Source organism: Serratia sp. ID 25-353, assembly GCF_054792795.1.
Genome location: NZ_CM139236.1, coordinates 2,050,911 through 2,075,070 on the forward strand (window position 1 = coordinate 2,050,911; position 24,160 = coordinate 2,075,070).

Sequence of the window (24,160 nt, forward strand, 5' to 3'; positions counted from 1 at the left end):
GGCGGAAAGGCCGTATTCAAATCGCGAAATCTAACGATTGAATCAGCAACCTCCTCCTGAACAAGCGATTTCGTCATGCCGTAAAAAAACCCCGGCGAGCCGGGGTTTTTCATTTCATTCAGCCGATTACTTCAGGTACTGGCCGGAACGCAGCGCTTCGATGCGCTTATCGAGCGGCGGGTGCGACATGAACAGCTCGCTGAACGACTTGGATTTACCGTTGATGCAGAACGCCATCATGCTGCCCGCTTCCTGCGGTTCATAGCTGGTTTTCAGGCGCTGCAAGGCGGCGATCATCTTCTCGCGGCCCACCAGTTTGGCGGAACCGGCGTCGGCGTAGAACTCGCGGTGACGCGAGAACCACATGGTGATGATGCTTGCCAGGATGCCGAACACCAGTTCCAGTACCATCGACACCGCAAAGTAAATCATCGGGTTGCCGTTGCCTTCCCCTTCGCCGTCGCGGTTGCCCAGGAAGCCGGCGGCCACCTGCGCGATCAGGCGCGAAATGAAGATGACAAAGGTGTTCACGATGCCCTGAATCAGAGTCATGGTCACCATATCGCCGTTGGCGACGTGGCTGATTTCGTGCGCGATGACCGCTTCCGCTTCGTCGCGGCTCATGCTCTGCAGCAGGCCGGTGCTGACGGCGACCAGCGAGGCGTCGCGGCGTGCGCCGGTGGCGAAGGCGTTGATGTCCGGCGCGTGGTAGATAGCGACCTGCGGCATGGCGATGCCCGCCTGCTGCGACTGACGGCGCACCGTTTCCAGCAGCCAGTTTTCGGTTTCGTTACGCGGCTGTTCAATCACTTCTCCGCCGACGGAGCGCAGCGCCATCCACTTGGACATCAGCAACGACACGAAAGCGCCGCCGAAGCCGAACAGACCGGCCATGATCATCAGGCCCTGAACGCTACTGGATTGGATTCCTGTCAGGCTGAGCACCAGCCCGAAAACCAACATCACCGCCAGGTTGGTGAGCAGGAACAGAGCTATACGCATCATAAAATGTTTACTTCCTCATAAATGTTAACAAAACGCTGTCTAAGATACCCTAGATCGTATGGGCATTCGTCACAGTTTCAAGAGTCGCGCGTCATTAACCTACTAAAAATACGAAACTTTACAAAAACGACGCGCGACCGGGATTTGGCAAATTGTAAACGATTGTTGCGCAAGGCGGAGGGGTTTTTTACCCTAAATTTGTCAGGCGCTGCATAAGCCCACATCCCCTCACCCAGCAGAGAAGCCGGCCTTCGCATCGCCATAAAAAAACGCACCCTCGGGTGCGTTTTTCATTCTGCCGGACGCGGCCTTATTTGGCCGGCGTTGGCTGCTGAGCGGGCTGATCTTTTTCCAGATGAGCCAGGTCCAGCGCGATATGCACGGTTTCATCCAGGTACGGATCCGGCTCCTGGTAATCCTTCGGCAGATCGTCGAGCGATTTCAGCGGCTTCTTGCCCGCGCGTTCCAGGCGCTCGTTGATGCGTTTCAGACGGGTCGCATCATCATCGTGGTTCTCTTTCTCACGCACTGCCAGATTGAGGGACACGATGTTGCGTTTATCCTTCAGCGCCTTGTAATGCGCGATATCCTGCGCGATGTACTGGAACTCCGGATTCTGCGCGATGCGTTGCTGGTGATCTTTCAGCAGCTCCGGCTCGAACGGCGCCATATCGCCGGTCTTGCTGTAGGTCGCCGCATTGATGCTGTCCCACGGCATGGCGTTGTCTTCAAACGCTTCGCCGGTTTCCGCCGGATCGACGCCGGTCGGCATCAGAATGTCCGGGGTCACCCCTTTGCGCTGAGTGCTGCCGCCGTTGACGCGGTAGAACTTCTGAATGGTGTACTGCACCGACCCCAGCGCCGGCCACTCAGGGCGCAGCATCTGGTCGTAGATGCGGTTCAGCGAACGGTACTGCTGCACGGTGCCTTTACCGAAGGTCGGTTCGCCGACGATCAGCGCGCGACCGTAATCCTGCATCGCCGCCGCGAAGATCTCGGAGGCGGAGGCGCTGAAGCGATCGACCAGCACTACCAGCGGGCCTTTGTAGTAGGTCACGCCATCGGTGTCGGCGTCTTCACGTACTTTGCCGTTGTTGTCGCGCACCTGCACCACCGGGCCGCTCGGAATGAACAGGCCGGACAGCGACACCGCTTCGGTCAGCGCGCCGCCGCCGTTGGTGCGCAGATCGATGATCACGCTCTTGACGTTCTGCTTCGCCATCTTCTGCAGCTGCACTTTCACGTCATCGGTCAGACCGACGTAGAAGCCGGGGATATCGAACACCGCCACCTTCTCTTTGCCGACGGTCTTGATGGTCATTTTCACCGCGCGGTCTTCCAGGCGGATGCGTTCGCGGGTCAGGGTGACCACACGGGTTTTGGTACCCTTGCCGGCCGGCAGGATCTCCAGGCGCACCTTGCTGCCTTTCGGCCCTTTGATCAACGACACCACGTCGTCCAGGCGCCAGCCGATCACGTCCACCATCGGTTTGCCGGCCTGACCGACGCCGACGATGCGATCGCCCACGGTGATCGCCTTGCTCTTCGCCGCCGGGCCGCCCGGCACCATCGAGTTGATCAGGGTGTAGTCGTCATCCATCTGCAGCACTGCGCCGATGCCTTCCAGCGACAGGCTCATCTCGGTGTTGAACTGCTCGGTGTTGCGCGGAGACAGGTAGTTGGTATGCGGGTCGATTTCATGCGCAAAGGCATTCATCGCCAGCTGGAAGACGTCTTCGCTGTTGCTTTGCGTCAGACGCTTGATGGCGAACTGATAGCGCTTGGTCAGCGTGTCGCGGATTTCTTTGTCGGTCTTGCCGGTCAGCTTGAGGTTCAGCTCGTCATAGGTGACTTTCGCATCCCACAGGCTATCCAGCTCGGCCTTGTCTTTCGGCCACGGCGCTTTGCTGCGGTCGAGATCGATAGTGCCGTTGCCGGTGAAGTTCATCGGCTTGTCCAGCAACGACAACGCATAGGTGTAACGCTCAAAGCGGCGTTTCTGCGCCAGATTGAACAGCGCGTAGAAGGTGTCCAGCTTGCCGGTTTTCAGCTCTTCGCCAACCTGATTGCGTTTGCCGGCGAACTGCGCCACGTCGGAGGCCAGCAACACGTTATGGTTGTAGTCCAGCATGTTCAGGTAGCGATCGAAGATCTTGCCTGAGAACTCCGCGTCGAGGGCGAACTGGCGGTAATGAGAGCGAGTGAAGCGCGAGGTGACGCGCTCACTCACCGTAGCGTGCTGGGGTTCCTGTTGCAGTTGGGGCAGTTGACCGATGCGAATGTTGGCTGTTTCCGCGCCGTAACTGACACCCGCCCACAGCAGCCCTGCAATCGCTGTTAATCTGACGAATTTGTTCATGCCTGGGTTGGCCTCCGTATCAGAACTGCAAGTGTTCTGCGCGCACAATCATCGCCAGACCGGAAGAGAGCTGCACACGTACGCCATCTTTAGCGATTTCGAGTACGGTAGCATCCATCGCGCTCTTGCCTGCTCTGACTTTGATTTCCTGGCCAATTTGCAGTTTAGAGATATCCGTGACTGGCGCATAACGCGGCTGGCTTTCCTCTTTTGCTTCACGAGGTTGGCGAGCGGGCTGTGGGCGAGTTTGTGGGCGCGGCTTGCGGTTTTCCGGCGCGGCTCCGCCTTCGCGGCGTGCAGCAGGCTTTTTACCGGCTGGGCGCGGACGGCGCGGAGCGGCATCGGCGGATTCGCCGGCGGCTTCACGTTTTTTGGCGTTTTGTTCGGCACGCTGTGCCTGAACGCGCGCTTTGGCTTCTTCAAGCTGCTGGCGAGCATGATCGACATGCTGCTGCTCCAGTTCACCGCACGGATTGCCGTCCAGATCGACGCGCTGCGCGCCAACCTTGACGCCGTACAGGTAACGCCAGCTTGAGGTGTACAGGCGCAGGGCAGAACGCAATTGCGTTTTGCTGAGATTCTCTTCCCCCTGCACGCGCTCTACCAAATCCTGAAAAATACCGATTTTCAGCGGACGAGCTTCGCCTTCGGCGCTAAAGCAGAGCGGAAAACGCTCGGCAAGAAAAGCAATGACTTCTTTACTAGAGTTCAACTTAGGTTGATTTTCCATGAAATTTCCTGATTACAACGGTATTGCCAACAAGCCACAGGCATGAACAGGCGTCATTATAATGACGCCATCGGTAATTGCCACGTTAACCGTCGATCAACTTGCCGCCACAGTCACATATTTCGCACTGTCGCACTGTTCCAGTTGCTCACAAAGCCCCGCCACCACTGCTTTCAGGCCCGCTTCGTCCTGTTCGTCGAAGCGTTGATAAACCGTGCTGTCGATATCCAAAACGCCGATCGCTCGGCCGCCAACCGCCAGCGGCAGCACGATTTCCGCGTTGCTGGCCGCATCGCAGGCGATGTGACCCGGGAACGCATGCACGTCGCCGACGCGCTGCACGCGATTTTCCGCCACCGCCGTGCCGCACACGCCCTTGCCCACCGGGATGCGCACGCAGGCGATCTTGCCCTGGAACGGCCCCAGCACCAGCTGGTCGCCCTCCATCAGATAGAAACCGACCCAGTTGACGTCATCCAGACGCTCGTTGATCAACGCGCTGGCGTTGGACAGCGCCGCGATAAAGTTGGTCTCCCCGCCGAGCAACGCGCTCAGGTCACGTTTTAATTCCGCGTAGAATTGTTCTTTTGTCATGTGATAACCATTGAAACAGTGAAGATGGCCAGAAGCCCAAAGCTTAGGCCCTATAAAATAAGCATTAAATGCGTATAGCCACAAGGTTAATCATCTGTTGCTTCACAAAACCCTGTCGCTCGGGGTATGTTTGCCGCTCAGAATCCCGGTTTACCTCGTTTTACCGTCCGGCGCCCGATCGCCAGTGACGCGGCCGGTTTATTTTTCAGCTACGCTGACAGTTCCGGCGGGCTCAAGGGCAGCGACTTGTCAAAGATGAAAATACACGCGATCACCGCCCCCCTTTCCAAAGCGCGCCACCAGCGCTGCTGCGAATGCGACCTGCTGTTCGTGCTGCCGCCGCTCAGCGGCAACCAGGCTGCCTATTGCCCGCGTTGCAACGCCAAGGTGGTGAACGGCCGCGACTGGTCGATGACGCGCCTGACCGCCATGGCGATCGCCATGCTGCTGCTGATGCCGTTCGCTTTCACCGAACCGCTGATCAGCATCCGCCTGCTCGGCACGCGCATCGACGCCAGTTTGCTGGAAGGTATCTGGCAGATGAGCCGTCAGGGCGACCCGCTCACCGCCAGCATGGTGGCGTTCTGCACCCTCGGCGCCCCGCTGACGCTGGCGCTGTCGCTGCTCTACCTGCGCTTCGGCCACGCGCTCGGCATGAACCTGCGCCCGGTGCTGCTGATGCTGGAACGGCTGAAAGAGTGGGTGATGCTGGACATCTATCTGATCGGCATGGCGGTGGCGGCGATCAAGGTGCAGGATTACGCCGATATCCAGGCGGGCAGCGCGCTGATCGCCTACCTGTCGCTCACCCTGCTCAGCATCCTGACGCTGATCCATGTCAATCTGGAGCAGCTGTGGGAGCGTTACTATCCACAGGAGCAGCCGGAAGGCCCGCCGGCGGCGTTGCATATTTGCCTGTCCTGTCACTATACCGGCTATCCCGACGCGCGCGGCCGCTGCCCGCGCTGCCACGTGCCGATGTGCCACCGCCAGCCTTACAGCCTGCAGAAAACCTGGGCGGCACTGATCGCGGCGATGATCCTGCTGATACCGGCCAACCTGCTGCCGATTTCCATCATTTACGCCAACGGCGTGCGCCTCGAAGACACCATCTTCTCCGGCGTGGTCTCGCTGGCCACCTCCGGCAACGTGCCGATCGCCGCCATCGTGTTCATCGCCAGCGTGCTGGTGCCCTTTACCAAGGTGATCGTGCTGATCACGCTGCTGTTCAGCATTCACTTTAAAACCTCGCACAGCCTGAAGACGCGCATTCGTCTGCTGCGCCTGGTCACCTGGATCGGCCGCTGGTCGATGCTGGATCTGTTCGTTATCGCCTTGATGATGTCGCTGGTAAACCGCGACCAGCTGTTATCTTTTACTATGGGACCGGCCGCGTTTTACTTTGGCTCGGCGGTCATTTTGACTATTCTTGCCGTTGAGTGGCTGGATAGCCGATTGATTTGGGATGCACATGCAACAGGAAACGCCGACTACACCGACTGAAGCGCGGGTCAAGAACAAGCGCCGCATTTCACCGTTCTGGTTACTGCCGTTCATCGCCCTGCTGATCGCCGGGTGGCTGGTCTATAACAATTTCCAGGAGCGCGGCACCACCGTCACCATTGATTTCCAATCGGCGGCGGGTATCGTCGCCGGCCGCACGCCGGTGCGCTACCAGGGCGTTGAGGTCGGCACGGTGCAGAAGATCAGCCTGAGCAAAGATCTGCGCAGCATCGTGGTGGAAGCCAGCATCAAAAGCGATCTGGAAGACTCGCTGCGCGAAGGCACCCAGTTCTGGCTGGTGACGCCCAAGGCCTCGCTGGCCGGGGTCTCCGGGCTCGATGCGCTGGTCGGCGGCAACTATATCGGCATGATGCCCGGCAGCGGCAAAGCGCAAACCCACTTCACCGCGCTTGATACCCAGCCGAAATACCGCCTGAACACTGGCGAACTGATGATTCACCTGCACGCTGACGACCTGGGCTCGCTCAACAGCGGCTCACTGGTCTACTACCGTAAAATCCCGGTCGGCAAGGTGTACGACTACACCATCAGCGAAGGCAACAAGGGCGTGACCATCGACGTGCTGATCGATCGCCGCTTCGCCAACCTGGTGAAGAGCAACAGCCGCTTCTGGAACGTCTCCGGCTTCAAGGGCGACTTCAGCCTGTCCGGCGCGACGGTTCAGATGGAGAGCCTGGCGGCGCTGGTCAACGGCGCCATCGCCTTCGATTCGCCGGCCGATGGCCAGCAGGCCAAGGGCGATCAGAGCTATGCTCTGTACCCCGATCTGGCCCACAGCCAGCGCGGCGTCAATATCCTGCTGGATCTGCCGAGCGGCAACAGCCTGAGTGAAAACCGCACGCCGCTGATGTACCAGGGGCTGCAGGTCGGCACCCTGACCAAGCTGACGTTGCAGCAGGACAGCAAAGTGGTCGGTGAACTGACCATCGATCCTTCGGTGGTCGATCTGATGCGCAGCGGCACCCGTATCGTGATGCGCAGCCCGCGCATCAGCCTCAACGACGCCAAACTCAGCCAACTGCTGACCGGCACCACGCTGGAGTTGATTCCGGGCGAAGGCGAGCCGCAGCAGCGCTTCAACGTGCTGGACAGCAGTGAAACGCTGTTACAACAGCCGGGCGTGCTGACCGTCACGCTGAATGCGCCGCAAAGCTACGGCATCGACGTCGGGCAACCGCTGGTGGTGCACGGCGTGAAAGTCGGCCAGATCCTGAGCCGCACCCTGACCGCCGGCGGCGTAGTGTTCACCGCCGCCATCGACGCCCAATATCGCGGCCTGCTGCACAAAGACAGCAAATTCGTGGTCAACAGCCGCCTCGACGTCAAGCTGGGCATCGACGGCATGGAAGTGCTCGGCGCCAGCGCCCAGGAGTGGGTCGACGGCGGTGTGCGCATTATTCCCGGCAGCAAGGGGGAGCCGGGCGGCCAATACCCGCTGTACGCCAACAGCGAAAAAGCCGAGGAAGGCATCGTCGGCAATGCCCCGGCCACCACCCTGACCCTCAGCGCCACCAGCCTGCCGGACGTGCAGGCCGGCTCGGTGGTGCTGTACCGCAAATTCCAGGTGGGCGAGATCGTCAATGTCCGGCCGAAAGCCAACGAGTTTGAGGTGGACGTCTACATCAGCCCGGAATACCGCAAGCTGCTGACGCGCGAAAGCATCTTCTGGGCCGAAGGCGGCGCCAAGGTGCAGCTCAACGGCAGCGGGCTGACGGTGCAGGCTTCGCCGCTTAACCGCGCGCTGAAAGGCGCCATCAGCTTCGACAACCTGCAGGGCGTGACGCTGAACAAAGGCGCCAACCGCGTGCTGTACGCCAGCGAAACCGCCGCTCGCGCGGTGGGCAGCCAAATCACGCTGAAAACCTACGACGCCAGCAAGCTGTCGGCGGGCATGCCGCTGCGCTACCTCGGCATCGACGTCGGTCAGGTGGAGTCGCTGCAGCTGGCGCCGGAACGCAACGAAGTGTTGGCCAAAGCGGTGCTGTATCCGGAATACGTGCAGACCTTCGCGCGCCTGGGCAGCCGCTTCTCGATCGTTTCGCCGGAGATCTCCGCCGCCGGTGTCAGCAACCTCGATACCCTGCTCCAGCCTTATATCAACGTGGAGCCGGGGCGCGGGCGCGAACTGCGCACCTTCGAGTTGCAGCAGGCCAGCATCACCGACTCGCGCTATCTCGACGGCCTGAGCGTAGTGCTCGACGCCGCCGAAACCGGCTCGCTGCAGATCGGCACGCCGGTGCTGTTCCGCGGTGTGGAGGTCGGCACCATCACCGGTTTCTACCTTGGCGCCATGTCCGACCGGGTGCACGTCGCGCTGCGCATCAGCAAGAAGTATCAGCATCTGGTACGCAATAACAGCGTGTTCTGGCTGGCTTCGGGGTACAACCTGCAGTTCGGCCTGACCGGCGGCGTGATCAAGAGCGGCACCTTCCAGCAGTTCATCCGCGGCGGTATCGCCTTCGCCACGCCGCCGACCATTCCGCTGGCGCCGAAAGCGACGCCGAACAAACACTTCCTGCTGAATCCGGAAGAGCCAAAGGACTGGAAAACCTGGGGCACCGCCATTCCGCGCGATTAAATTTCGCATTTTCCTCAGGGCCCGGCATTGCCGGGCCCTGTTTTTTTCCGCTTTGTGATAAACTCTCGCCCTTGTCTTTATTGCACCCTGAGAGTTCGCCCCGTGGCCAAATCCACCGCCGTTTTTCTGCCCCCCGCTTTCCTTGACGCCACCCGCGCCATCATGCCCGCCGAGCTGGCGATGGACGATTTTATCGCCGCTTGCCAGCGCCCGCTGCGCCGCAGCCTGCGCGTCAACACGCTGAAAATCAGCGTCGCCGACTTCCTGGCGCTGGTGCAGGGTTACGACTGGCGACTGGAGCCTATTCCCTGGTGCGCGGAAGGGTTCTGGATCGAGCGCGACGATGAAGAGCTGCGATTAGGCAGCGCCGCCGAACACCTGAGCGGTCTGTTCTACATTCAGGAGGCCAGTTCGATGCTGCCGGTCAGTGCGCTGTTCGCGGGCAACGCAGCGCCGACTCGGGTGCTGGACGTGGCGGCGGCGCCGGGCTCCAAAACCACCCAGATCGCCGCGTTGATGGGCAATCAGGGCGGCATTGTCGCCAACGAATACTCCGCCAGCCGGGTGAAAGTGCTGCACGCCAATATCAGCCGCTGCGGCGTGAAAAATACCGCGTTGACCCACTTCGACGGCCGGGTGTTCGGCGCCGCGCTGCCGGAGAGCTTCGACGCCATTCTGCTCGACGCCCCCTGCTCCGGCGAAGGCGTGGTACGCAAGGATCCGGACGCCATGAACAACTGGTCACCGGACAGCGTCGCCGAGATCGCCGCCACCCAGCGCGAGCTGATCGACAGCGCGTTTCATGCGCTGGCACCGGGCGGCGTGATGGTTTATTCCACCTGCACGCTCAATGCGCAGGAAAATCAGCAGGTGGTGCATTGGCTGCTGGATACCTATGGCGACGCGGTCAGCGTCGAGCCGCTGGCAGAGCTGTTCCCCGGCGCCGACAAGGCGTTGACCGCCGAAGGCTTTCTGCACGTCTTCCCACAGATTTACGACAGTGAAGGGTTTTTCGTCGCCCGCCTGCGCAAACAGCACGCCGTAGCGCCGTTGGCGAAGCCGACCTATAAAGTCGGGAAGTTCCCGTTCAGCCCGCTGTCGGGCAAAGAGGCGGCGCTGGTCGCCCAAGCCGCCGCCGCATCCGGCTTAACCTGGGGCGATGACAGCCGGCTGTGGGAGCGCGACAAGGAGATTTGGCTGTTTCCGGCCGAGCTGGAGCCACTGTTCGGCAAGGTGCGCTTCTCACGTATCGGCCTCAAGCTGGCGGAACGTTTCCCAAAAGGTTTCCGCTGGCAGCACGAGGCAGCGATCGCCCTCGCGGGTACCGGCGGCAAACCGCATTTCGAGCTGGACGCCGCGCTGGCGCAGGAGTGGTATCACGGCCGCGATCTCTACCCGGAGCAGCCGCCGGCCGGCGATGAATGCATCGTCACCTACCAGGGCCAGCCGCTGGGCATCGCCAAGCGCATCGGCAGCCGCATCAAGAACAACCTGCCGCGCGAGCTGGTGCGCGATGGCGCGCTGGACTTCCACCTGTAAACAATATCGCGCCGGGGAATGACGCTCCCCGGCGATAAAATAACGCTAATAATATTCCCATCGCCGTTCGTTATTATTCTAATCATTTCACTTTATCGGTATACCTCGCCTACAAGCCCCGTCAGCCGTGGGGTGAGAATAAAAAGTTTCTCGCTTTCATCAAGACAATTCCCGATTCTTATTCTATTAATTAAAGTGCAGCTAAATGAATACGTTCAACCCACCTCTGGGTGGTGTCTTTGCGGGCTTTCTCTCATACGGCAAGGAATATAAGATGAAAAAAACTCTGATGGCATTGACCTCGGTAGCAACCCTGCTGTGCGCCAACGGCGCGGCTAACGCAGCAGGCACCATTCAAGGCACGTTAGGCGTGACGCTAACCATCGGCGCCGGTTGCGTCGTGGGGGGCGGCAACAGCAGCGGTTCCGTCAACGACTTCGGCTCCATCAGCTTCGGCACTTACTCTTCACTGGCCAACATTATCGACGCCAGCGCCACCGGCGCAGGGGGGGCCGGTACGCTGTCATTGACCTGCACCACCGGCACAGACTACACGGTGGCGCTGGACAACGGGCTCCACGTCACTTCAGGCACCCAACGCCGCATGGCCAGCACGGCAGGCGCATTCATCAGCTATAACCTTTACCAGGATGCCGCGCGCACCACCTCCTGGGGCAGTGGTGCCAACGCGCTGACCGGCACCGGCACCGGCGCCGCCGTTCCGCTGATCGTGTATGGCCGCGTACCGGCGGCCGGTTCCACCCCGGCGGCGGACACCTATAACGATACCGTCACGATGACGGTCACCTGGTAACGGTGCGGCGCGCGCTTTGCTGCTGCGGATTATGGGCGTGCAGCCTGTTGGCGCAGGCCGACAGCAAAACGGCGACCCTTGGCGTCAGCGCGACCTTGCTCAGCGCCTGTGAAGCCGGCAGCAGCTCAGGCGGCAACGTCAGCTTCGGCACGCTGAATTTCGGCACGCTGTATTTTCTCAGCACCGCAACCAGCGCCGCCGGGCAGCAAAACGCCGGCGCCATTCGGGTGAAATGCACCAACGGCACCAGCTACAGCGTTCTGCTTGGCGGCGGGCAAAGCGGCAATACCGCTGCCCGCTACCTGCAAAGCGCGGCCGGCCAACGGGTGAATTACAACCTGTACACCAACGCCGCCCACAGCACCATTTGGGATAATCTGACGGGCGTGTCACAAACCGCCAACGGTTCGGACAACTGGCTGCCGGTCTATGGCATGATTCCGGCGCAGTCCACGCCCCCGACAGGCAGCTACACCGATACGGTACAGGTCACGATCAATTGGTAATGACGATGCGCGCTCCAATTTGCGGTTTGCTGTTCTGCCTGCCGCTTTCCCCGGCCCAAAGCGATACCGGCGTCAACGACTTGACCAAAAGCCAGCCGTTCACCGTCAATGCAACCGTGGTAAAAGGCTGCGTATTGGGCAGCGGCGTCAGTGACGTGACCACCTTCGGCACCCTGAACTTCGGCCAACTGTCCTCGCTGAGCAACGCAGTCAGCGTCGTCTCCAGCAGCGGCGCCGGTTCGGTGCTGTTTCGCTGCAACCCGGGGCTGAGCGTTACGCTGGCCTTCGGCGTCGGCAATCATGTGACCGGATCTATCGCCGGCGGCAGAAAATTACAGAACGCCGTCACGTCGGAAACGCTGCTGTATCAACTTTATCAAGACAGCAACTACGCCACCCTTTGGGGAGATGGCGCCAACGGCGGCGCGGCGCAGACCGTCGCCGCCACCGGCAGCACGCAAGAAATCAAGGTTTACGCCCGTCTGTTTTCGACCAGTACCCTGCCCACCAGTGGCGTTTACAGCGATACGGTCTTGTTGACGGTCACTTATTAAGTTTTTTGCAATAAGGATTGAGTTATGCGCATACCCTTCCGTCTGCCGTTAACGGCAGCCCTGCTCCTGGCAAGCCAGCAGCACGCCCTGGCCGCGGCTTCCATTCTTATCTGGCCAATCGATCCGGTGATTGAAGATCAACAGCAGGCCACCGCGCTGTGGCTGGAAAATCGCGACAGCAAACCGGTCTATATGCAAATTCGCGTGTTGGGTTGGCAGCAAACCGCCGGCAAAGACGATTACAGCAACCAAAGCGACGTGATCGCCAGCCCGCCGGTGGCGTCGATCGCGCCAGGCAAACGCCAGCTGATACGCCTGATCAAACAGTCGGCCCCACCGGCGGGACAGGAGCGCGCCTACCGCATTTTGGTCGATGAAGTGCCGGTGAAAGAACAATCATCGGATGCCGCCCCCGGCGGTGCGGAGATGGGGCTGAAATTCCAGATGCGCTACTCGGTGCCGCTGTTCGTCAGCGGCAAGGGCATTTGGACCAAGCAGGACAGCGAAAAACCGCGCGATTACGCGACCGCCAGCCAACCCCGGCTCAGCTATCGTCTACAGCAGCAAAGCAGCGAACGCTGGCTGGAGGTGCGAAATCAAGGCGCAGTGCATGCCCGTATTTCGAAAGTGACGCTGCAAGGCCGCAGCCTGAATCCCGGCCTGATGGGATACGTGCTGCCCGGTTCGCAGATGCGCTTCGCCTTGCCGCCCGCCGGCGGTTTCAGCAGCGGCAAGCTGATGGCCACGGTCAATGACAACAAACAGCCCGTAGCCATTCCGTCTTATTGAGGCCCAGGTGCAGCCGACAGGGAGGCTATCGACGCGGCGCTTGAGCCTTAAGCCGCTGGCGTTTGCCATGCTGAGCATGGCGGCCGGCGGCTGGCTGCCGTTTGCGCTCGGCGACGATCTGCCGCCGCCCCCCCGCGCCGTCAGCATGCCGGACACCACGCTGTATCTGGAGCCGGTCGTCAACGGGCGCCAAACCGGCAACGTCGTGCCCGTCAACTACCGCGGCGGCCATTACTACATGACGCCCCAGCAACTGCTCGACGCCGGGCTGCCGGTAGCGGATAAACAGGCGAAAGAAATCGCCGTCGATCGGCTGGAGAAGGTGGATGTCAGCTACAGCGGCGAGAGCCAGCAGTTGCTGATCAACGTGCCCAACGACTGGTTGCCGCAGCAAACCATCGGTGCCCATTCACCGTTGCAGCGCTTGCCGGCGCAAAGCAGCCTGGGTTTGCTGTTCAACTACGACATCTATGCCAGCCAAAGCAACGGCAATGGCCGGCCGGGCTACCTGTCGGCGTGGAGCGAGCAGCGGCTGTTCGACGGATTCGGCGTCATCGCCAACACCGGCATCTACCGCAGCGGGTTTAACGGCGGGCCAAACGACGATGGCGGCCGCTATATTCGGTACGACAGCTATTGGCGTTTCAACGATGACCAGCGGATGCTGAGTGTGATCGCCGGTGACCTTACCACCGGCTCGCTCCCCTGGAGCAGCGCCGTGCGCATCGGCGGCTTGCAATTGGCGCGCAATTTCGCGGTGCGCCCGGATCTTATCACCTACCCGCTGCCGCAGTTTTCCGGCCAGGCGGCATTGCCCAGCAGCGTCGATTTATACATCAACAGCTATAAAAACAGCACCACCAACATCAATCCCGGGCCATTCACCCTCAACAGCGTGCCCTACATTAACGGCGCGGGTCAGGCCACCGTCGTCACCACTGACGCCCTCGGCCGCCAGGTCAGCACCACGGTACCGTTCTACGTGGCCAGCAACCTGCTGCAGACTGGCATGAGCGATTTCAGCATTTCCACCGGCTTGCTGCGGCGCAACTACGGCTTGAATTCTGCCGATTACGGGCAATGGGTAGGCAGCGCCAGCTTACGTTACGGCGTCACTGATTGGTTAACCCTGGAAGGACGCGCCGAAGGCGCAGCCGAATTGGCAGTCGGCGGCGGCGGCGCCGACATTCGCGTCGGGCAATGGGGGGTTCTCAACGCGTCCTACAGCGTCAGCCAGGCGGGCGACGAGGCGTTTAACGGCGGCCGGCCGATACAATCCCCCACTTATTACGACCCGCTGACCGGCAGACCGTTGCAACAGCCGGATCCCCAGCCCGTCTATCGCTACACCGGCAATCACGGCGATCAGAGCAGTTTTGGCTACACCTACAGCAACCAACGTTTCAGCCTCAACGCGCAACGCATTCTGCGCAGCGCCGATTTTGGCGACATTTCCGTGTATAAAAGCGACTACCGTCTGAGCCGTCGTACCGATCAGTTAACCGGCAGCGTCAGCCTGGGCCGGCTCGGCAGCCTCGGCGCCGGTTATTTTGACGTTCGCGACGCCATCGCCCAACGAACCCGCCTGGTGAACCTGTCCTACAGTGTGTCGCTTTGGCGCAACAGCAGCCTGTACGCCTCGCTGAACCGGGAAATCGGCAGCAGCGGTTACAGCGCCCAACTGCAGCTCTCCATTCCGTTCGACAGTTGGGGCACCGCCAGCCTCAGTGCCGCGCGCGACAGCAACAACCGCTGGAGCGAACGCGTCAGCTACAGCCGCGCCGCGCCGACCGATGGCGGTTTCGGCTGGAATCTGGCCTACGCCAACAACCCGAGCGGCGGCGATTACCGCCAGGCGGATCTGACCTGGCGCACCCGCAGGCTCGAAGCTCGAGCGGGCATATACGGCACCCGCGATGAGACCAACCACTGGGGAGAAATCAGCGGTTCGCTGGTGGCGATGAACGGCGGCGTGTACGCCACCAACACCATCAACGACGCCTTTGCGCTGGTGTCCACGCAAGGATACGCCGACATTCCGGTGAGCTATGAGAACCAGCTGATCGGCAAGACCGATGCCCAGGGCTATTTGCTGGTGCCGACCGTCACCTCTTACTACCATGCGAAATTCCAGATTGATCCGCTCAGCCTGCCCGCCGACGTCGCGCTGCCGACGGTGGAGAAAACCGTCGCCATTCGCGATCACAGCGGTTTTCTGGTTGAGTTCCCTATTCAACCCATCTCCGCCGCCGACGTCGAACTGGTTGACGAGCAAGGCAAACCGTTGGCCAACGGCAGCCAGGTGGCGGTGGTTGGCGGCAATCAACAGAGCTATGTGGGTTGGGATGGCATGACCTATATCGACCCGGTGCAACAACACAATCGCCTGAGCGTGATCCCGGCCGACGGCGGCCCGCCGTGCCAGGCGGAATTCAGCCTGGCTAAGCCTCAGGGCATCCAGCGCGTCGGCCCGGTTGTCTGCCGCTAATTCAACGACGGAGAGTCATTATGTTTCGGGGATTGAAAGCCTTATTGTTAACCCTCTTGCTGCTGATCTGTCAGCGCGCATTCGCCGACTGCGCCACCACCAACGGCACCGTCACCTTACCGGGGAGCAGCTCTTTCGTGGTCTACAACGGGCAGATTAACGCCCAGGGCACTGCCGGTCTCAACTGCACCGGCCTCGGGCTCAGTTTGCTCACGCAAAACACCGTTACGGTCAAGATCGCCTCCACCACCAACAATATGGCGGTCGCCAACACCGACGGTTCCGGCGATAAAATCGCTTACCTGATCTACCCCGACGCCAACTACCAATATCCCTACAGCATCGGCCAAACCATCGACTACAGCTCGCTGAACCTGCTGTCGCTGATCCTGATTTCCTCCAACGTCAACTTTCCGCTGTATATCAAAACCACCGCCGGCGCCAACGTGCGCGCAGGCACCTATACCGACAACATCAACCTGATCTGGAACTACCATATCTGTGGCCTGGGTCTGATCGGGCTGTGCATCTGGTGGGACGGTGTCAACCAGGCCAGCACCGTCACTGTCACCGTGGCGATCACCAAAGACTGCCTGATCGGCACCGCCCCCAACGTCAACTTTGGCAGCATGGCGTTGGTCGGGCAGTTCAATCCTGTCAATCAGAGCATCACCCTGACCTGCACCAAAACCGAGGGATACAACACCTATTTCACCAACGGCAATAACCCCGTCACCGGGTGGCGGCGGATGAAAAGCGGCACCAGCAATTTCATGCAGTACCAGATTTACTTGCCTAATACGACGACCGTTTGGGATAGCACCAACAAACAGAGCGGCGCCGGCACCGGGCTGGCGCAAAGCATCCCGTATAAGGCGGCGGTCAATGCGGCGCAGACGGAAGTGGCGGTCGGCAGCTATCAAGACAACCTCAGTTTTGTGGTGGAGTACTAGGCGTTGTGTTTTGTCGCCGTGGAAATTGTTTCCAAAATGTAATTTTTATGTGGCATTTTTTGCTCATTTGGCTATGCTCATACCGATGACCTTACTGGTCCAACCTCCTACCACACCATTGAGCAAGGAGTTCCCATGAGCAAAACCGTCGTAAAAATTGGCAGCTTCGAGGTCGATGACGCGCATCTTCACGCCGGCGCCGATCGTGCCGGCACCCTGAGCATTCCCTGCAAGTCCGATCCGGATCTGTGCATGCAGCTGGACGGCTGGGATGAACACACCAGTATTCCGGCGATCCTCGACGGCAAGCAGTCGCTGCTGTACAAGCAGCACTACGACCGGCAGTCGGACGCCTGGGTGATGCGGCTGGCATGAAAATGCAACAGAACTGCTGACGACGCGCTGTTTTCATCGGAAACAGCGCGTTTTTTTATGCGATGGCGATACCGCGGCCGGCAAAGAAAGGGGCGAAGCGGCTGAGCGGCAACTGTACCCGTTCGCGCGTCGCCGGGCTGTCGCCCGAAGGGTTGTGGAAGGTCACGCTGTGCGCATCGGCGGCGGTGATCAGCACCAGATGCCCACCCCGCTGCGGCGGCAGGCTCTCGGGCCGGCGAATGGAGGGATGCACCGAGGCGATAAAGTAGCGGTATTCGCTGAGCAGCGCCGGCACGTCAGCGGCCTCCAGCCTCACCTTCACCTCCGCTTGCAGCGCAAACTGTTCGCGCACGTACTCGACAAACGGCGCGTAAATCAGCCCTTTGATTCGCTCCCCCTCGCGCACATAGGCGCCGTAAGGCAGGCTGCGCCGCGCCAGCTCCAGCAGCGGCGGCGCTTCGCCGTCGCGGTGGCTCAGCACCATTTTCAGGCAGGCCATGCCGCACACGTGGTTGGCCCACTCAGCGTACTCCGCCCGATCGCGGGCGCCGCTGCGCGCCCAATTCTCGTCTTGCGCCAGCGTCGCGCGGCCGGCGATCAGATCGGCGGCCAGCTCCGGGCTTGCCCACTGGCATTCGTAGGGAACGGCGCGCATCCGTTTAGAACTTGTCGACGACGTTGAAATTCATCAGCACCAGCGTCATGTCCGGCGAAAACAGGTCATACTCTTCGAAGAAGCGCTGCAGCTCTTTGCGCCAATGCGCCAGCGAACGATCGCCTTCGCCTTCGGCAAAGGCGTGCGCTTCATCGACCTGATCGTAAGTTTTCATTTCCACCGCGGTCAGTTCAACCGCGCAGACCGGTTCACCTTTACCGTCCACCACCAGGAACAGATCGCCGGCCTGCGGGATCCCTTCGCCGTCCAGGTTGGAACAGGTGGCCGTTTTGGTGCCATTGAGGATCAATTGCACCACTTCATCGGCCTGCTGCTCGGTATCGCCGAACGCCCAGCGCTCAAGGTGTTCGTATTTCTGTGGAATTGCCGTCGCCATGATTATACCTTTAGGAAAAATGCATCAATGCAGACAGGATAGTACAACGTATTGCCGGCCGTCTGCATCCGTCGCAAGCGCGACTGCGCGTTTGGCCACCGCCGCCTTTACGCGTTTTTACCGTTCTTCGCTGTGCCGGCCGCGCTGCCGGGCGCATACTGTGGACATTATTCACCCAATGGCAACCGCCAGGCGGCAACATGCGGCAAAACGACATCGATGCTGACGATACCTTCAGCGATTTACTCAACGGCGTTGCCCTGGTGACGCTTTTCCTCATCGCCCTCGTCGGCGGGTGGTACTTCAGTTAAGGGGGCAACGTGGCAACAAAACGCATGGGCAACAAACTCAGTAAAATGGTGGTGGTGCTGCTGCTGATCTGCCTGGCGTTGCTGCTGTTGCGTTGGGCGGCGATCGCCTTCGGTTAATCTCGCGAAACGACGCCGGCCAAGCGCCGGCGCCCTGTTCACCGCCGCCGCGGCGCGGTCGGCTCCAACAACTCCCGCAAATAGGCCAAACGCGCCTCCCCCTGCGGTAACCAGCGGCGGCACAGCCAATGCTGCGTTTCACCCGTGCGGCTCAGGCGGTAGTACTCCGCCAAGGTTTCGACCCAGTTCATGATGTTTTCTCCTGCTTTTCGACACTGCAAGTATTGAGCGTAAAAACCAGAAGAAATACTGATGGCTTGTTTTTTATGCTTCCTGTTTTAGGCAGCCGGTAGCGAAGCCGCAGTTCAGCTGCTACATTGGGCAAAAATCAACCAGCCGAGGTAGGCCATGACGTTCTCGGAACAGGAGATTAAACCCGTATGGGATGAGGTCGCACGCCTGATCGGCGACGGCGTGATGCAGCTGCGCCATCGTGGCGAAGCACTGTCGGTGGAAACGCTGGAAAAACATCTGGCGCGGCAGTTGGCGGACAGCAACGATATCGAACGGCGCATCCTGCTCGGCGCCGCCATCAACATGCTGAAAGGCGGAAAATGAATCGCCAACCGAAAAGGTTGGCGATCCGACAGAAGCCCGAGGTATGCAAGCCCGGCCTTCTGCGCGCTACTATGTCACGCTAATATGACGTAATTAATAGGAATTGTCGGGTTTTTACCCCAAACGCCCTATTTTTGTTGCCTGCATTACGCCAGCGCGAAATCGCCGGCATCCAGCGGCTGCCCCACCACTTTCACCAGAAAATCGCTGCCGCCAAAGGCGCCGCCCAGATTGATCGCCACGTCGCTCACGTGATTTTGCGCGTCATAGCTCAGCATCGCTTCACCCGCCTTGCCGCTGAACTGATCGACGAAGCGAATGCCGTCGGCGCTGCCGGTGTTGAACAGCGTCAGATCAATCTTGTCTTCACCGCGCACGAAGTCGCGGATCCAATCCGGCGCCGCCGCCGTCGACTCATCCGCCGCGAAATAGACGAAGGTGTCCTTGCCGGCGCCGCCCCACAGCTGATCCGCCCCTTTACCACCGTACAGCACATCATCGCCCGCGCCGCCCTTGAGCACGTTATCGGCGGCGTTGCCCACCAGCACATCGTTGCCCGATCCGCCGATGGCGTTTTCAATCGTCACGCCCGCGGCGATAGACACGTTGCCTTTCAGGCCGCCAACGTCCGAGAACGCTTTTTCATTCAGGTTGATGCGCTGATTCTGGCTGAAGCCGGAGAAGTCGAAGGTGTCGTTACCGCCGGCATCCCAGGCGGTGAAGACAATCTTGTCCTGCGCGCCGGTGGCGGTGAGGAAGTCGCGATCGGTATTGGAATTGAAACCGTAGATCGTATCGCCGGTGCGGGTATTCATGTTGGCGCCGTAGAAGTGCTGGATCGCCGTGATGTCGTTGAGCAGCGGCCCGGAAGAGTAAGCGCCTTTAAAGTCCTGCCCGGTGTTGCTTTCGCTGAAATAGCTCATCACGCTGTGGGCGCGGCTGTCCTCGAAATAGGTCGCATCCTTGCCGTAGGTGATGCTGACGCCCGGCGCGGCGTTATAGTCGCCCGGATGCTGCAGCCCCAGCGCATGGCCGATTTCATGGGTGAAGGTCTGGCGACCGTACTCTTTCTCATGGATCTGGTTGTTGACGAAGGTGTGGTTCTTGGCGTTATACCAGGTTTGCCCGGCAACCGAAGGCGAGGTGTCCGGGTTATACGCAAAAGCATAGGAGCCGCGCGAGCTGTAGTCGAACAGGCCGAATTTGATATTGGCGGCGGCGGTGTTGCTGGTTTCGGTAAAGGTGATATTGGCCACGTCGGACCATGACTGTAACGACAGTTTGGCCTGCTCGCGCTGTTCGGCGTTAAAGCTGCTGAAGCCGCTGATGCCCATGCTCGACATGTTGCTCGGCGCCTGTTCCCAGAAGCTGAAGGTCAGGGAGACCGGCGTGTCGGTCACACCCTTGTCGTGCCAACTGCGATCGCCGCGCACCAGCTCCAGGCCGGCGTTTTCGAACGTTTTCGACGGGTGAAGCACGGTAATGGTGTCGTCTTCATTGGGTTTATAAGCGCCCAGCAGGGCTAATACGCCTTCGGCCTTAACGGAAGCATTGCTTGATGACATAACCTTATCTCCATATTCGTCAATTCAATCGGGGGGATGCCCCAACTGGCGGATTGCCTGAACGGCAGCGGCCCGGTGTTGAATCAATACGGGGATATCGGTAATGCGGTGGCGCCTTCCCTCGGCACTCTGAATGAGAACGATAATCCCTTAAGAGAAAAGAATAGACACATTTTCGCCGAGTACAGAATTTTCTTAGATAAAGTACGACTATGCATTTGCGCCATACGAATGATTTTCAAGGTAATCATCAGCATTATCACGATAAGCGGAAAAAACGCATAAAAAAACCGGGGCAATCCAACCCCGGCTATCCATAAGAAATTCTGGACTCAGACTAACCAACCGAGCAGCAGCGTCGCGCCGATGACCGTGGATGCGCCGCCGATGCGCGTGGCAATTTGGGCGAACGGCATCAGCCCCATGCGGTTCGACGCCGACAGGATCGCCACGTCACCGGTGCCGCCCAGGCCACTGTGACAACAGGTGACGATCGCCGCTTCCACCGGGAACATCTTCAGGTAAGGCGCAATCAGGAAACTGACCAGCCCCATCGACAGCACAACCGAGCCGCAGACCACCACATAACCGACCGAAAACACCGCCACCACGCTTTCCAGCGGCACGTACAGCATGCCCAGACCGATCATCAGCGGCCACACCAGCGCGGTGGAGACGAACTTGTAGAAACTGTGCGCGCCGGTTTCCATCGAGGCCGGGATCACCCGGCAGTACTTGCACAGCACCGCAAACAGGATCATCAGCACCGGGCCGGGAATATGCACGATGTGTTCGAACAGGCCGCCGACGATAAAGAAGGCGCAGATCACCAGCAGCCCGCCGCCCATCAGTTGGAAATCGACGTTGCCGCTTTGCTCCTTGATGGCGAACATCGCGTTCTCCTGCGCCGAGCGGATCAGCATGCCGTCGCCGCTCAGCGCCTTGCGCTGCATGCCGATGCGCGCCAGCACCCCGGCGGTCACGATGGCGAAGATATTGCCCAGCACCGCCGCCGGCGCCAGTTGCGCGACGTAGACGTCCGGCGTCGCTCCCAGGATCGCCGAATAGGCCAGCGACAGCGGTAAAATCCCCTCGCCGATGCCGCCGCCGATAATCGGCACGATGATGAAGAAGAAGGTGTGATAGAAGGTAAAACCGAACAGCTTGCCCACCAGCAGCCCGGTGATCACCGCCGTCACCGTACCGACCACCAAGGGCACGAACATGCGAATCATCCCCTGGATCAGGATCACCCGGTTCATGCCGAGAATGCTGCCGACCACCAGACTGGCGATGACGAAATACAACAGGTTGGCGTCTTTCATCAGCAAATGAACCGTGCCCATGACGTTGGGCTGGAAGACATTGAAATAGACCAGCACCGACGGCACCATCAAACACAGAATGGCCGGCCCGCCGATATCGCGCAGCACGGGAATGCTTTTTCCCAACTGCGCCAGCGCGAAGCCCAGCGTCATTATCACCGCCAGGCCGCCGATCATATTCTTCGGCAGGAAGTTGGCATAGGCGGAAATCGCCACGATCGCGCAAATCGTGATAAACAACGCGATCGGCACCGCACCGATATCTATTTGACGAAGTTGATTAATTAATCCTGAGGATTCGGACGATGCCGTATTTTTATCACAGGCCAGTTCTGCATTTATCTGTTTCATTATTCACCCTGCTGACAAGCGTACAGTACGGTTAGATTCACCTGGCGCAACAACCTTGCCATAGCCAAGCAAAAACAAATGATTACGAAAAATCCTATTGTGGATTTCGCTTTTTCTAATAAGAAATAAAACAGTAGACAGCCCTGACAATATGATAAAAAATAAAAATGCAAAACTAAATTACACCGGCGTAATTCAATATTGTGAGCCTCCGCCAAGGTTAGTTTTAATTAATTATCGTCAGCATTTTGTAATTAAAGTAATCGGGTTTAAATTCGCTGCTATGCTATAGGAGGGCGAAAAAGCCCCCTGTTTTATTAATAAAGAACCGGAAACGCATTAGCTGAATCCGGTCAGCTTGATCCGAACCTTAATCCTGCGCGCGGCACCGCACGGGAAAGAGGCATAATATGACTCATAAGGAAGTAGAATATGTCTTCACGCGCTGTTACCCCACAAACTCTCGCTCGCTACGGCATCCATCAGGCCGCCGATATCGTCTATAACCCCAGCTATGAATTGCTGTTCGCCGAAGAGACCCGCGCCGACCTGCCGCCGCTGGAACGCGGCACCCTCACCCAACTGGGCGCGGTCAACGTCGCGACCGGTGAATTCACCGGCCGTTCGCCGAAGGACAAATACATCGTGCGCGACGACACCACGCGCGATACCGTCTGGTGGTCGGACAACGGCACCGGCAAAAACGACAACCAGCCGCTCTCCCCGGAAGTCTGGCAGCATCTGAAAACGTTGGTGGGCAACCAGCTCTCCGGCAAACGTCTGTTCGTGGTGGACGCGTTCTGCGGCGCCAACGCCGACACGCGCCTGAAAGTGCGCTTCATCACCGAGGTGGCCTGGCAGGCGCACTTCGTGAAAAACATGTTTATTCGCCCGAGCGACGCCGAGCTGGCGGACTTTGAGCCGGACTTCGTGGTAATGAACGGCGCCAAATGCACCAACCCGGACTGGCAGCAGCAAGGCCTGAACTCGGAGAACTTCGTCGCCTTCAACCTGACGGAACGCATGCAGCTGATCGGCGGCACCTGGTACGGCGGCGAGATGAAGAAAGGCCTGTTCTCGGTCATGAACTATCTGCTGCCGCTGAAGGGCATCGCCTCGATGCACTGCTCGGCCAACGTCGGCGAGCAAGGCGACGTGGCGGTGTTCTTCGGCCTGTCCGGCACCGGCAAAACCACCCTCTCCACCGATCCGAAGCGCCAGCTGATCGGCGATGACGAGCACGGCTGGGACGACGATGGCGTGTTCAACTTCGAAGGCGGCTGCTACGCCAAGACCATCAAGCTGTCGCCGCAGGCGGAGCCGGAAATCTATCAGGCAATCCGCCGCGATGCGCTGCTGGAAAACGTCACCGTGCTGGCCGACGGCAGCATCGACTTCGACGACGCCAGCAAAACCGAGAACACCCGCGTCTCCTACCCGATTTATCACATCGAGAACATCGTCAAACCGGTGTCCAAAGCCGGCCATGCGCGCAAGATCATCTTCCTGACCGCCGATGCCTTCGGCGTACTGCCGCCGGTATCGCGCCTGACGCCTGAGCAGACCCAGTACCACTTCCTGTCCGGCTTCACCGCCAAGCTGGCCGGCACCGAGCGCGACATCACCGCGCCGACGCCGACCTTCTCCGCCTGCTTCGGCGCCGCGTTCCTGACGCTGCATCCGACGCAGTACGCCGAAGTGCTGGTGAAACGCATGGAGGCCGCCGGCGCCCAGGCTTACCTGGTCAACACCGGCTGGAACGGCAGCGGCAAACGTATTTCGATCAAGGATACGCGCGGCATTATCGATGCCATTCTGAATGGCGACATTGAGCAGGCCGAGACCTTCACGCTGCCAATCTTCGGGCTAGACGTGCCGACCGCCCTGCCGGGCGTCGATCCGTCGATTCTCGATCCGCGCAAAACTTACGCCGACGAATCGCTGTGGCAGGAGAAGGCGCAGGATCTGGCGCAGCGCTTTATCGATAACTTCGCCAAATATACCGTCACCCCGGCGGGTGAAAAACTGGTGAACGCCGGGCCTAAACTGTAAAACAATCAGGGCGCCGCGGCG

General features: G+C 59.8%; 22 protein-coding genes. 13 read left to right on the forward strand and 9 right to left on the reverse strand.

All coding sequences use genetic code 11. The features are described 5' to 3' along the window. Positions 1-126: 126 nt before the first annotated feature. From htpX to ACYF6X_RS09800, 4 genes are all read right to left on the reverse strand, one after another. On the reverse strand, positions 127-1,005 hold the full coding sequence (gene htpX, locus ACYF6X_RS09785; RefSeq protein ID WP_033638291.1) for a protease HtpX: 879 nt from the start codon (positions 1,003-1,005) through the stop codon (positions 127-129). A 310-nt stretch (positions 1,006-1,315) separates the two neighbouring features. Next, a complete protein-coding gene (gene prc, locus ACYF6X_RS09790; RefSeq protein WP_033642845.1) occupies positions 1,316-3,364 on the reverse strand; it encodes a carboxy terminal-processing peptidase in 2,049 nt (682 codons plus the stop codon). A 19-nt stretch (positions 3,365-3,383) separates the two neighbouring features. Then, complete coding sequence (gene proQ, locus ACYF6X_RS09795) at positions 3,384-4,094, reverse strand: RNA chaperone ProQ (protein WP_063989661.1); 711 nt, start codon at positions 4,092-4,094, stop codon at positions 3,384-3,386. 96 nt (positions 4,095-4,190) lie between these two features. Beyond that, positions 4,191-4,688, reverse strand: coding sequence for a GAF domain-containing protein (locus tag ACYF6X_RS09800; protein WP_019454877.1), 498 nt, complete (start codon positions 4,686-4,688; stop codon positions 4,191-4,193). Between the two features lie 255 nt (positions 4,689-4,943). On the opposite strand from ACYF6X_RS09800, the gene yebS reads away from it, so the two are divergent. The 10 genes from yebS (at position 4,944) to ACYF6X_RS09850 (ending at position 16,808) form a co-directional block, all read left to right on the forward strand. Further along, positions 4,944-6,191: a membrane integrity lipid transport subunit YebS gene (gene yebS, locus ACYF6X_RS09805; RefSeq protein WP_063990337.1), complete on the forward strand. Its 1,248-nt coding sequence runs from the start codon at positions 4,944-4,946 to the stop codon at positions 6,189-6,191. After that, entirely contained in the window at positions 6,160-8,790 is a 2,631-nt protein-coding gene (locus ACYF6X_RS09810; RefSeq protein ID WP_063989660.1) for a PqiB family protein, read from the forward strand. The genes yebS and ACYF6X_RS09810 overlap by 32 nt, the downstream gene beginning before the upstream one ends. Positions 8,791-8,892: 102 nt before the next feature. Next, complete coding sequence (gene rsmF, locus ACYF6X_RS09815; protein WP_130017965.1) at positions 8,893-10,329, forward strand: 16S rRNA (cytosine(1407)-C(5))-methyltransferase RsmF; 1,437 nt, start codon at positions 8,893-8,895, stop codon at positions 10,327-10,329. Between the two features lie 274 nt (positions 10,330-10,603). Continuing rightward, positions 10,604-11,143 (forward strand): Csu type fimbrial protein, encoded by a 540-nt coding sequence (locus tag ACYF6X_RS09820; RefSeq protein WP_063989658.1) that lies wholly within the window; start codon positions 10,604-10,606, stop codon positions 11,141-11,143. A 2-nt stretch (positions 11,144-11,145) separates the two neighbouring features. Further along, on the forward strand, positions 11,146-11,649 hold the full coding sequence (locus tag ACYF6X_RS09825) for a Csu type fimbrial protein (RefSeq protein ID WP_130017964.1): 504 nt from the start codon (positions 11,146-11,148) through the stop codon (positions 11,647-11,649). Positions 11,650-11,654: 5 nt separating this feature from the next. Further along, positions 11,655-12,203 carry a Csu type fimbrial protein gene (locus tag ACYF6X_RS09830; RefSeq protein ID WP_165384381.1) on the forward strand — a complete coding sequence of 183 codons (549 nt, stop codon included), beginning with the start codon at positions 11,655-11,657 and terminating at the stop codon, positions 12,201-12,203. A gap of 24 nt (positions 12,204-12,227) precedes the next feature. Continuing rightward, positions 12,228-12,992, forward strand: a complete 765-nt coding sequence (locus ACYF6X_RS09835; RefSeq protein ID WP_107226900.1) for a fimbrial biogenesis chaperone — start codon at positions 12,228-12,230, stop codon at positions 12,990-12,992. Positions 12,993-13,059: 67 nt separating this feature from the next. Then, on the forward strand, positions 13,060-15,480 hold the full coding sequence (locus ACYF6X_RS09840; RefSeq protein WP_207221085.1) for a fimbria/pilus outer membrane usher protein: 2,421 nt from the start codon (positions 13,060-13,062) through the stop codon (positions 15,478-15,480). A gap of 20 nt (positions 15,481-15,500) precedes the next feature. Further along, complete coding sequence (locus ACYF6X_RS09845) at positions 15,501-16,433, forward strand: Csu type fimbrial protein (protein WP_130017963.1); 933 nt, start codon at positions 15,501-15,503, stop codon at positions 16,431-16,433. 135 nt (positions 16,434-16,568) lie between these two features. Continuing rightward, positions 16,569-16,808, forward strand: a complete 240-nt coding sequence (locus ACYF6X_RS09850; protein WP_063989654.1) for a DUF1480 family protein — start codon at positions 16,569-16,571, stop codon at positions 16,806-16,808. A 55-nt stretch (positions 16,809-16,863) separates the two neighbouring features. On the opposite strand, the gene ACYF6X_RS09855 is transcribed toward ACYF6X_RS09850, so the two are convergent. Beyond that, entirely contained in the window at positions 16,864-17,463 is a 600-nt protein-coding gene (locus ACYF6X_RS09855) for a hypothetical protein (protein ID WP_130017962.1), read from the reverse strand. A 4-nt stretch (positions 17,464-17,467) separates the two neighbouring features. Then, on the reverse strand, positions 17,468-17,860 hold the full coding sequence (locus ACYF6X_RS09860; protein ID WP_049295454.1) for an ASCH domain-containing protein: 393 nt from the start codon (positions 17,858-17,860) through the stop codon (positions 17,468-17,470). Positions 17,861-18,195: 335 nt separating this feature from the next. On the opposite strand from ACYF6X_RS09860, the gene yniD reads away from it, so the two are divergent. Then, the gene (yniD, locus tag ACYF6X_RS09865) at positions 18,196-18,288 is read left to right on the forward strand and encodes a small membrane protein YniD (protein ID WP_016928013.1); all 93 of its coding nucleotides are present in this window, start codon (positions 18,196-18,198) and stop codon (positions 18,286-18,288) included. Between the two features lie 38 nt (positions 18,289-18,326). Here yniD and ACYF6X_RS09870 read toward each other — a convergent pair whose 3' ends face one another. Further along, complete coding sequence (locus ACYF6X_RS09870) at positions 18,327-18,479, reverse strand: hypothetical protein (protein ID WP_164070495.1); 153 nt, start codon at positions 18,477-18,479, stop codon at positions 18,327-18,329. 157 nt (positions 18,480-18,636) lie between these two features. Between ACYF6X_RS09870 and ACYF6X_RS09875 the strand changes: the two genes are divergently transcribed. Further along, complete coding sequence (locus ACYF6X_RS09875; protein WP_004931526.1) at positions 18,637-18,846, forward strand: hypothetical protein; 210 nt, start codon at positions 18,637-18,639, stop codon at positions 18,844-18,846. A 146-nt stretch (positions 18,847-18,992) separates the two neighbouring features. Here the strand turns inward: ACYF6X_RS09875 and ACYF6X_RS09880 are convergent, their stop codons facing one another. After that, on the reverse strand, positions 18,993-20,411 hold the full coding sequence (locus ACYF6X_RS09880; protein ID WP_130017961.1) for a serralysin family metalloprotease: 1,419 nt from the start codon (positions 20,409-20,411) through the stop codon (positions 18,993-18,995). Between the two features lie 332 nt (positions 20,412-20,743). Next, positions 20,744-22,087 carry a 2-hydroxycarboxylate transporter family protein gene (locus ACYF6X_RS09885; RefSeq protein WP_038877686.1) on the reverse strand — a complete coding sequence of 448 codons (1,344 nt, stop codon included), beginning with the start codon at positions 22,085-22,087 and terminating at the stop codon, positions 20,744-20,746. A gap of 432 nt (positions 22,088-22,519) precedes the next feature. Here ACYF6X_RS09885 and pckA point away from each other — a divergent pair, with 432 nt between their 5' ends. Beyond that, positions 22,520-24,139, forward strand: a complete 1,620-nt coding sequence (gene pckA, locus ACYF6X_RS09890) for a phosphoenolpyruvate carboxykinase (ATP) (protein WP_130017960.1) — start codon at positions 22,520-22,522, stop codon at positions 24,137-24,139. Positions 24,140-24,160: the final 21 nt, after the last annotated feature.

Excerpts from the sequence above, each read along its gene's own strand:
- ACYF6X_RS09845 (WP_130017963.1), top strand. The coding sequence starts at position 15,501 with ATGTTTCGGGGATTGAAAGCCTTATTGTTAACCCTCTTGCTGCTGATC.
- ACYF6X_RS09855 (WP_130017962.1), bottom strand. The coding sequence starts at position 17,463 with ATGCGCGCCGTTCCCTACGAATGCCAGTGGGCAAGCCCGGAGCTGGCC.
- yniD (WP_016928013.1), top strand. The coding sequence starts at position 18,196 with ATGGGCAACAAACTCAGTAAAATGGTGGTGGTGCTGCTGCTGATCTGC.
- ACYF6X_RS09870 (WP_164070495.1), bottom strand. The coding sequence starts at position 18,479 with ATGAACTGGGTCGAAACCTTGGCGGAGTACTACCGCCTGAGCCGCACG.
- ACYF6X_RS09800 (WP_019454877.1), bottom strand. The coding sequence starts at position 4,688 with ATGACAAAAGAACAATTCTACGCGGAATTAAAACGTGACCTGAGCGCG.
- ACYF6X_RS09880 (WP_130017961.1), bottom strand. The coding sequence starts at position 20,411 with ATGTCATCAAGCAATGCTTCCGTTAAGGCCGAAGGCGTATTAGCCCTG.
- ACYF6X_RS09810 (WP_063989660.1), top strand. The coding sequence starts at position 6,160 with ATGCAACAGGAAACGCCGACTACACCGACTGAAGCGCGGGTCAAGAAC.
- ACYF6X_RS09830 (WP_165384381.1), top strand. The coding sequence starts at position 11,655 with ATGCGCGCTCCAATTTGCGGTTTGCTGTTCTGCCTGCCGCTTTCCCCG.
- htpX (WP_033638291.1), bottom strand. The coding sequence starts at position 1,005 with ATGATGCGTATAGCTCTGTTCCTGCTCACCAACCTGGCGGTGATGTTG.
- yebS (WP_063990337.1), top strand. The coding sequence starts at position 4,944 with ATGAAAATACACGCGATCACCGCCCCCCTTTCCAAAGCGCGCCACCAG.
- ACYF6X_RS09840 (WP_207221085.1), top strand. The coding sequence starts at position 13,060 with ATGCTGAGCATGGCGGCCGGCGGCTGGCTGCCGTTTGCGCTCGGCGAC.
- prc (WP_033642845.1), bottom strand. The coding sequence starts at position 3,364 with ATGAACAAATTCGTCAGATTAACAGCGATTGCAGGGCTGCTGTGGGCG.
- ACYF6X_RS09875 (WP_004931526.1), top strand. The coding sequence starts at position 18,637 with ATGACGTTCTCGGAACAGGAGATTAAACCCGTATGGGATGAGGTCGCA.
- ACYF6X_RS09885 (WP_038877686.1), bottom strand. The coding sequence starts at position 22,087 with ATGAAACAGATAAATGCAGAACTGGCCTGTGATAAAAATACGGCATCG.
- pckA (WP_130017960.1), top strand. The coding sequence starts at position 22,520 with ATGTCTTCACGCGCTGTTACCCCACAAACTCTCGCTCGCTACGGCATC.
- ACYF6X_RS09820 (WP_063989658.1), top strand. The coding sequence starts at position 10,604 with ATGAAAAAAACTCTGATGGCATTGACCTCGGTAGCAACCCTGCTGTGC.
- ACYF6X_RS09860 (WP_049295454.1), bottom strand. The coding sequence starts at position 17,860 with ATGGCGACGGCAATTCCACAGAAATACGAACACCTTGAGCGCTGGGCG.
- ACYF6X_RS09850 (WP_063989654.1), top strand. The coding sequence starts at position 16,569 with ATGAGCAAAACCGTCGTAAAAATTGGCAGCTTCGAGGTCGATGACGCG.
- ACYF6X_RS09835 (WP_107226900.1), top strand. The coding sequence starts at position 12,228 with ATGCGCATACCCTTCCGTCTGCCGTTAACGGCAGCCCTGCTCCTGGCA.
- proQ (WP_063989661.1), bottom strand. The coding sequence starts at position 4,094 with ATGGAAAATCAACCTAAGTTGAACTCTAGTAAAGAAGTCATTGCTTTT.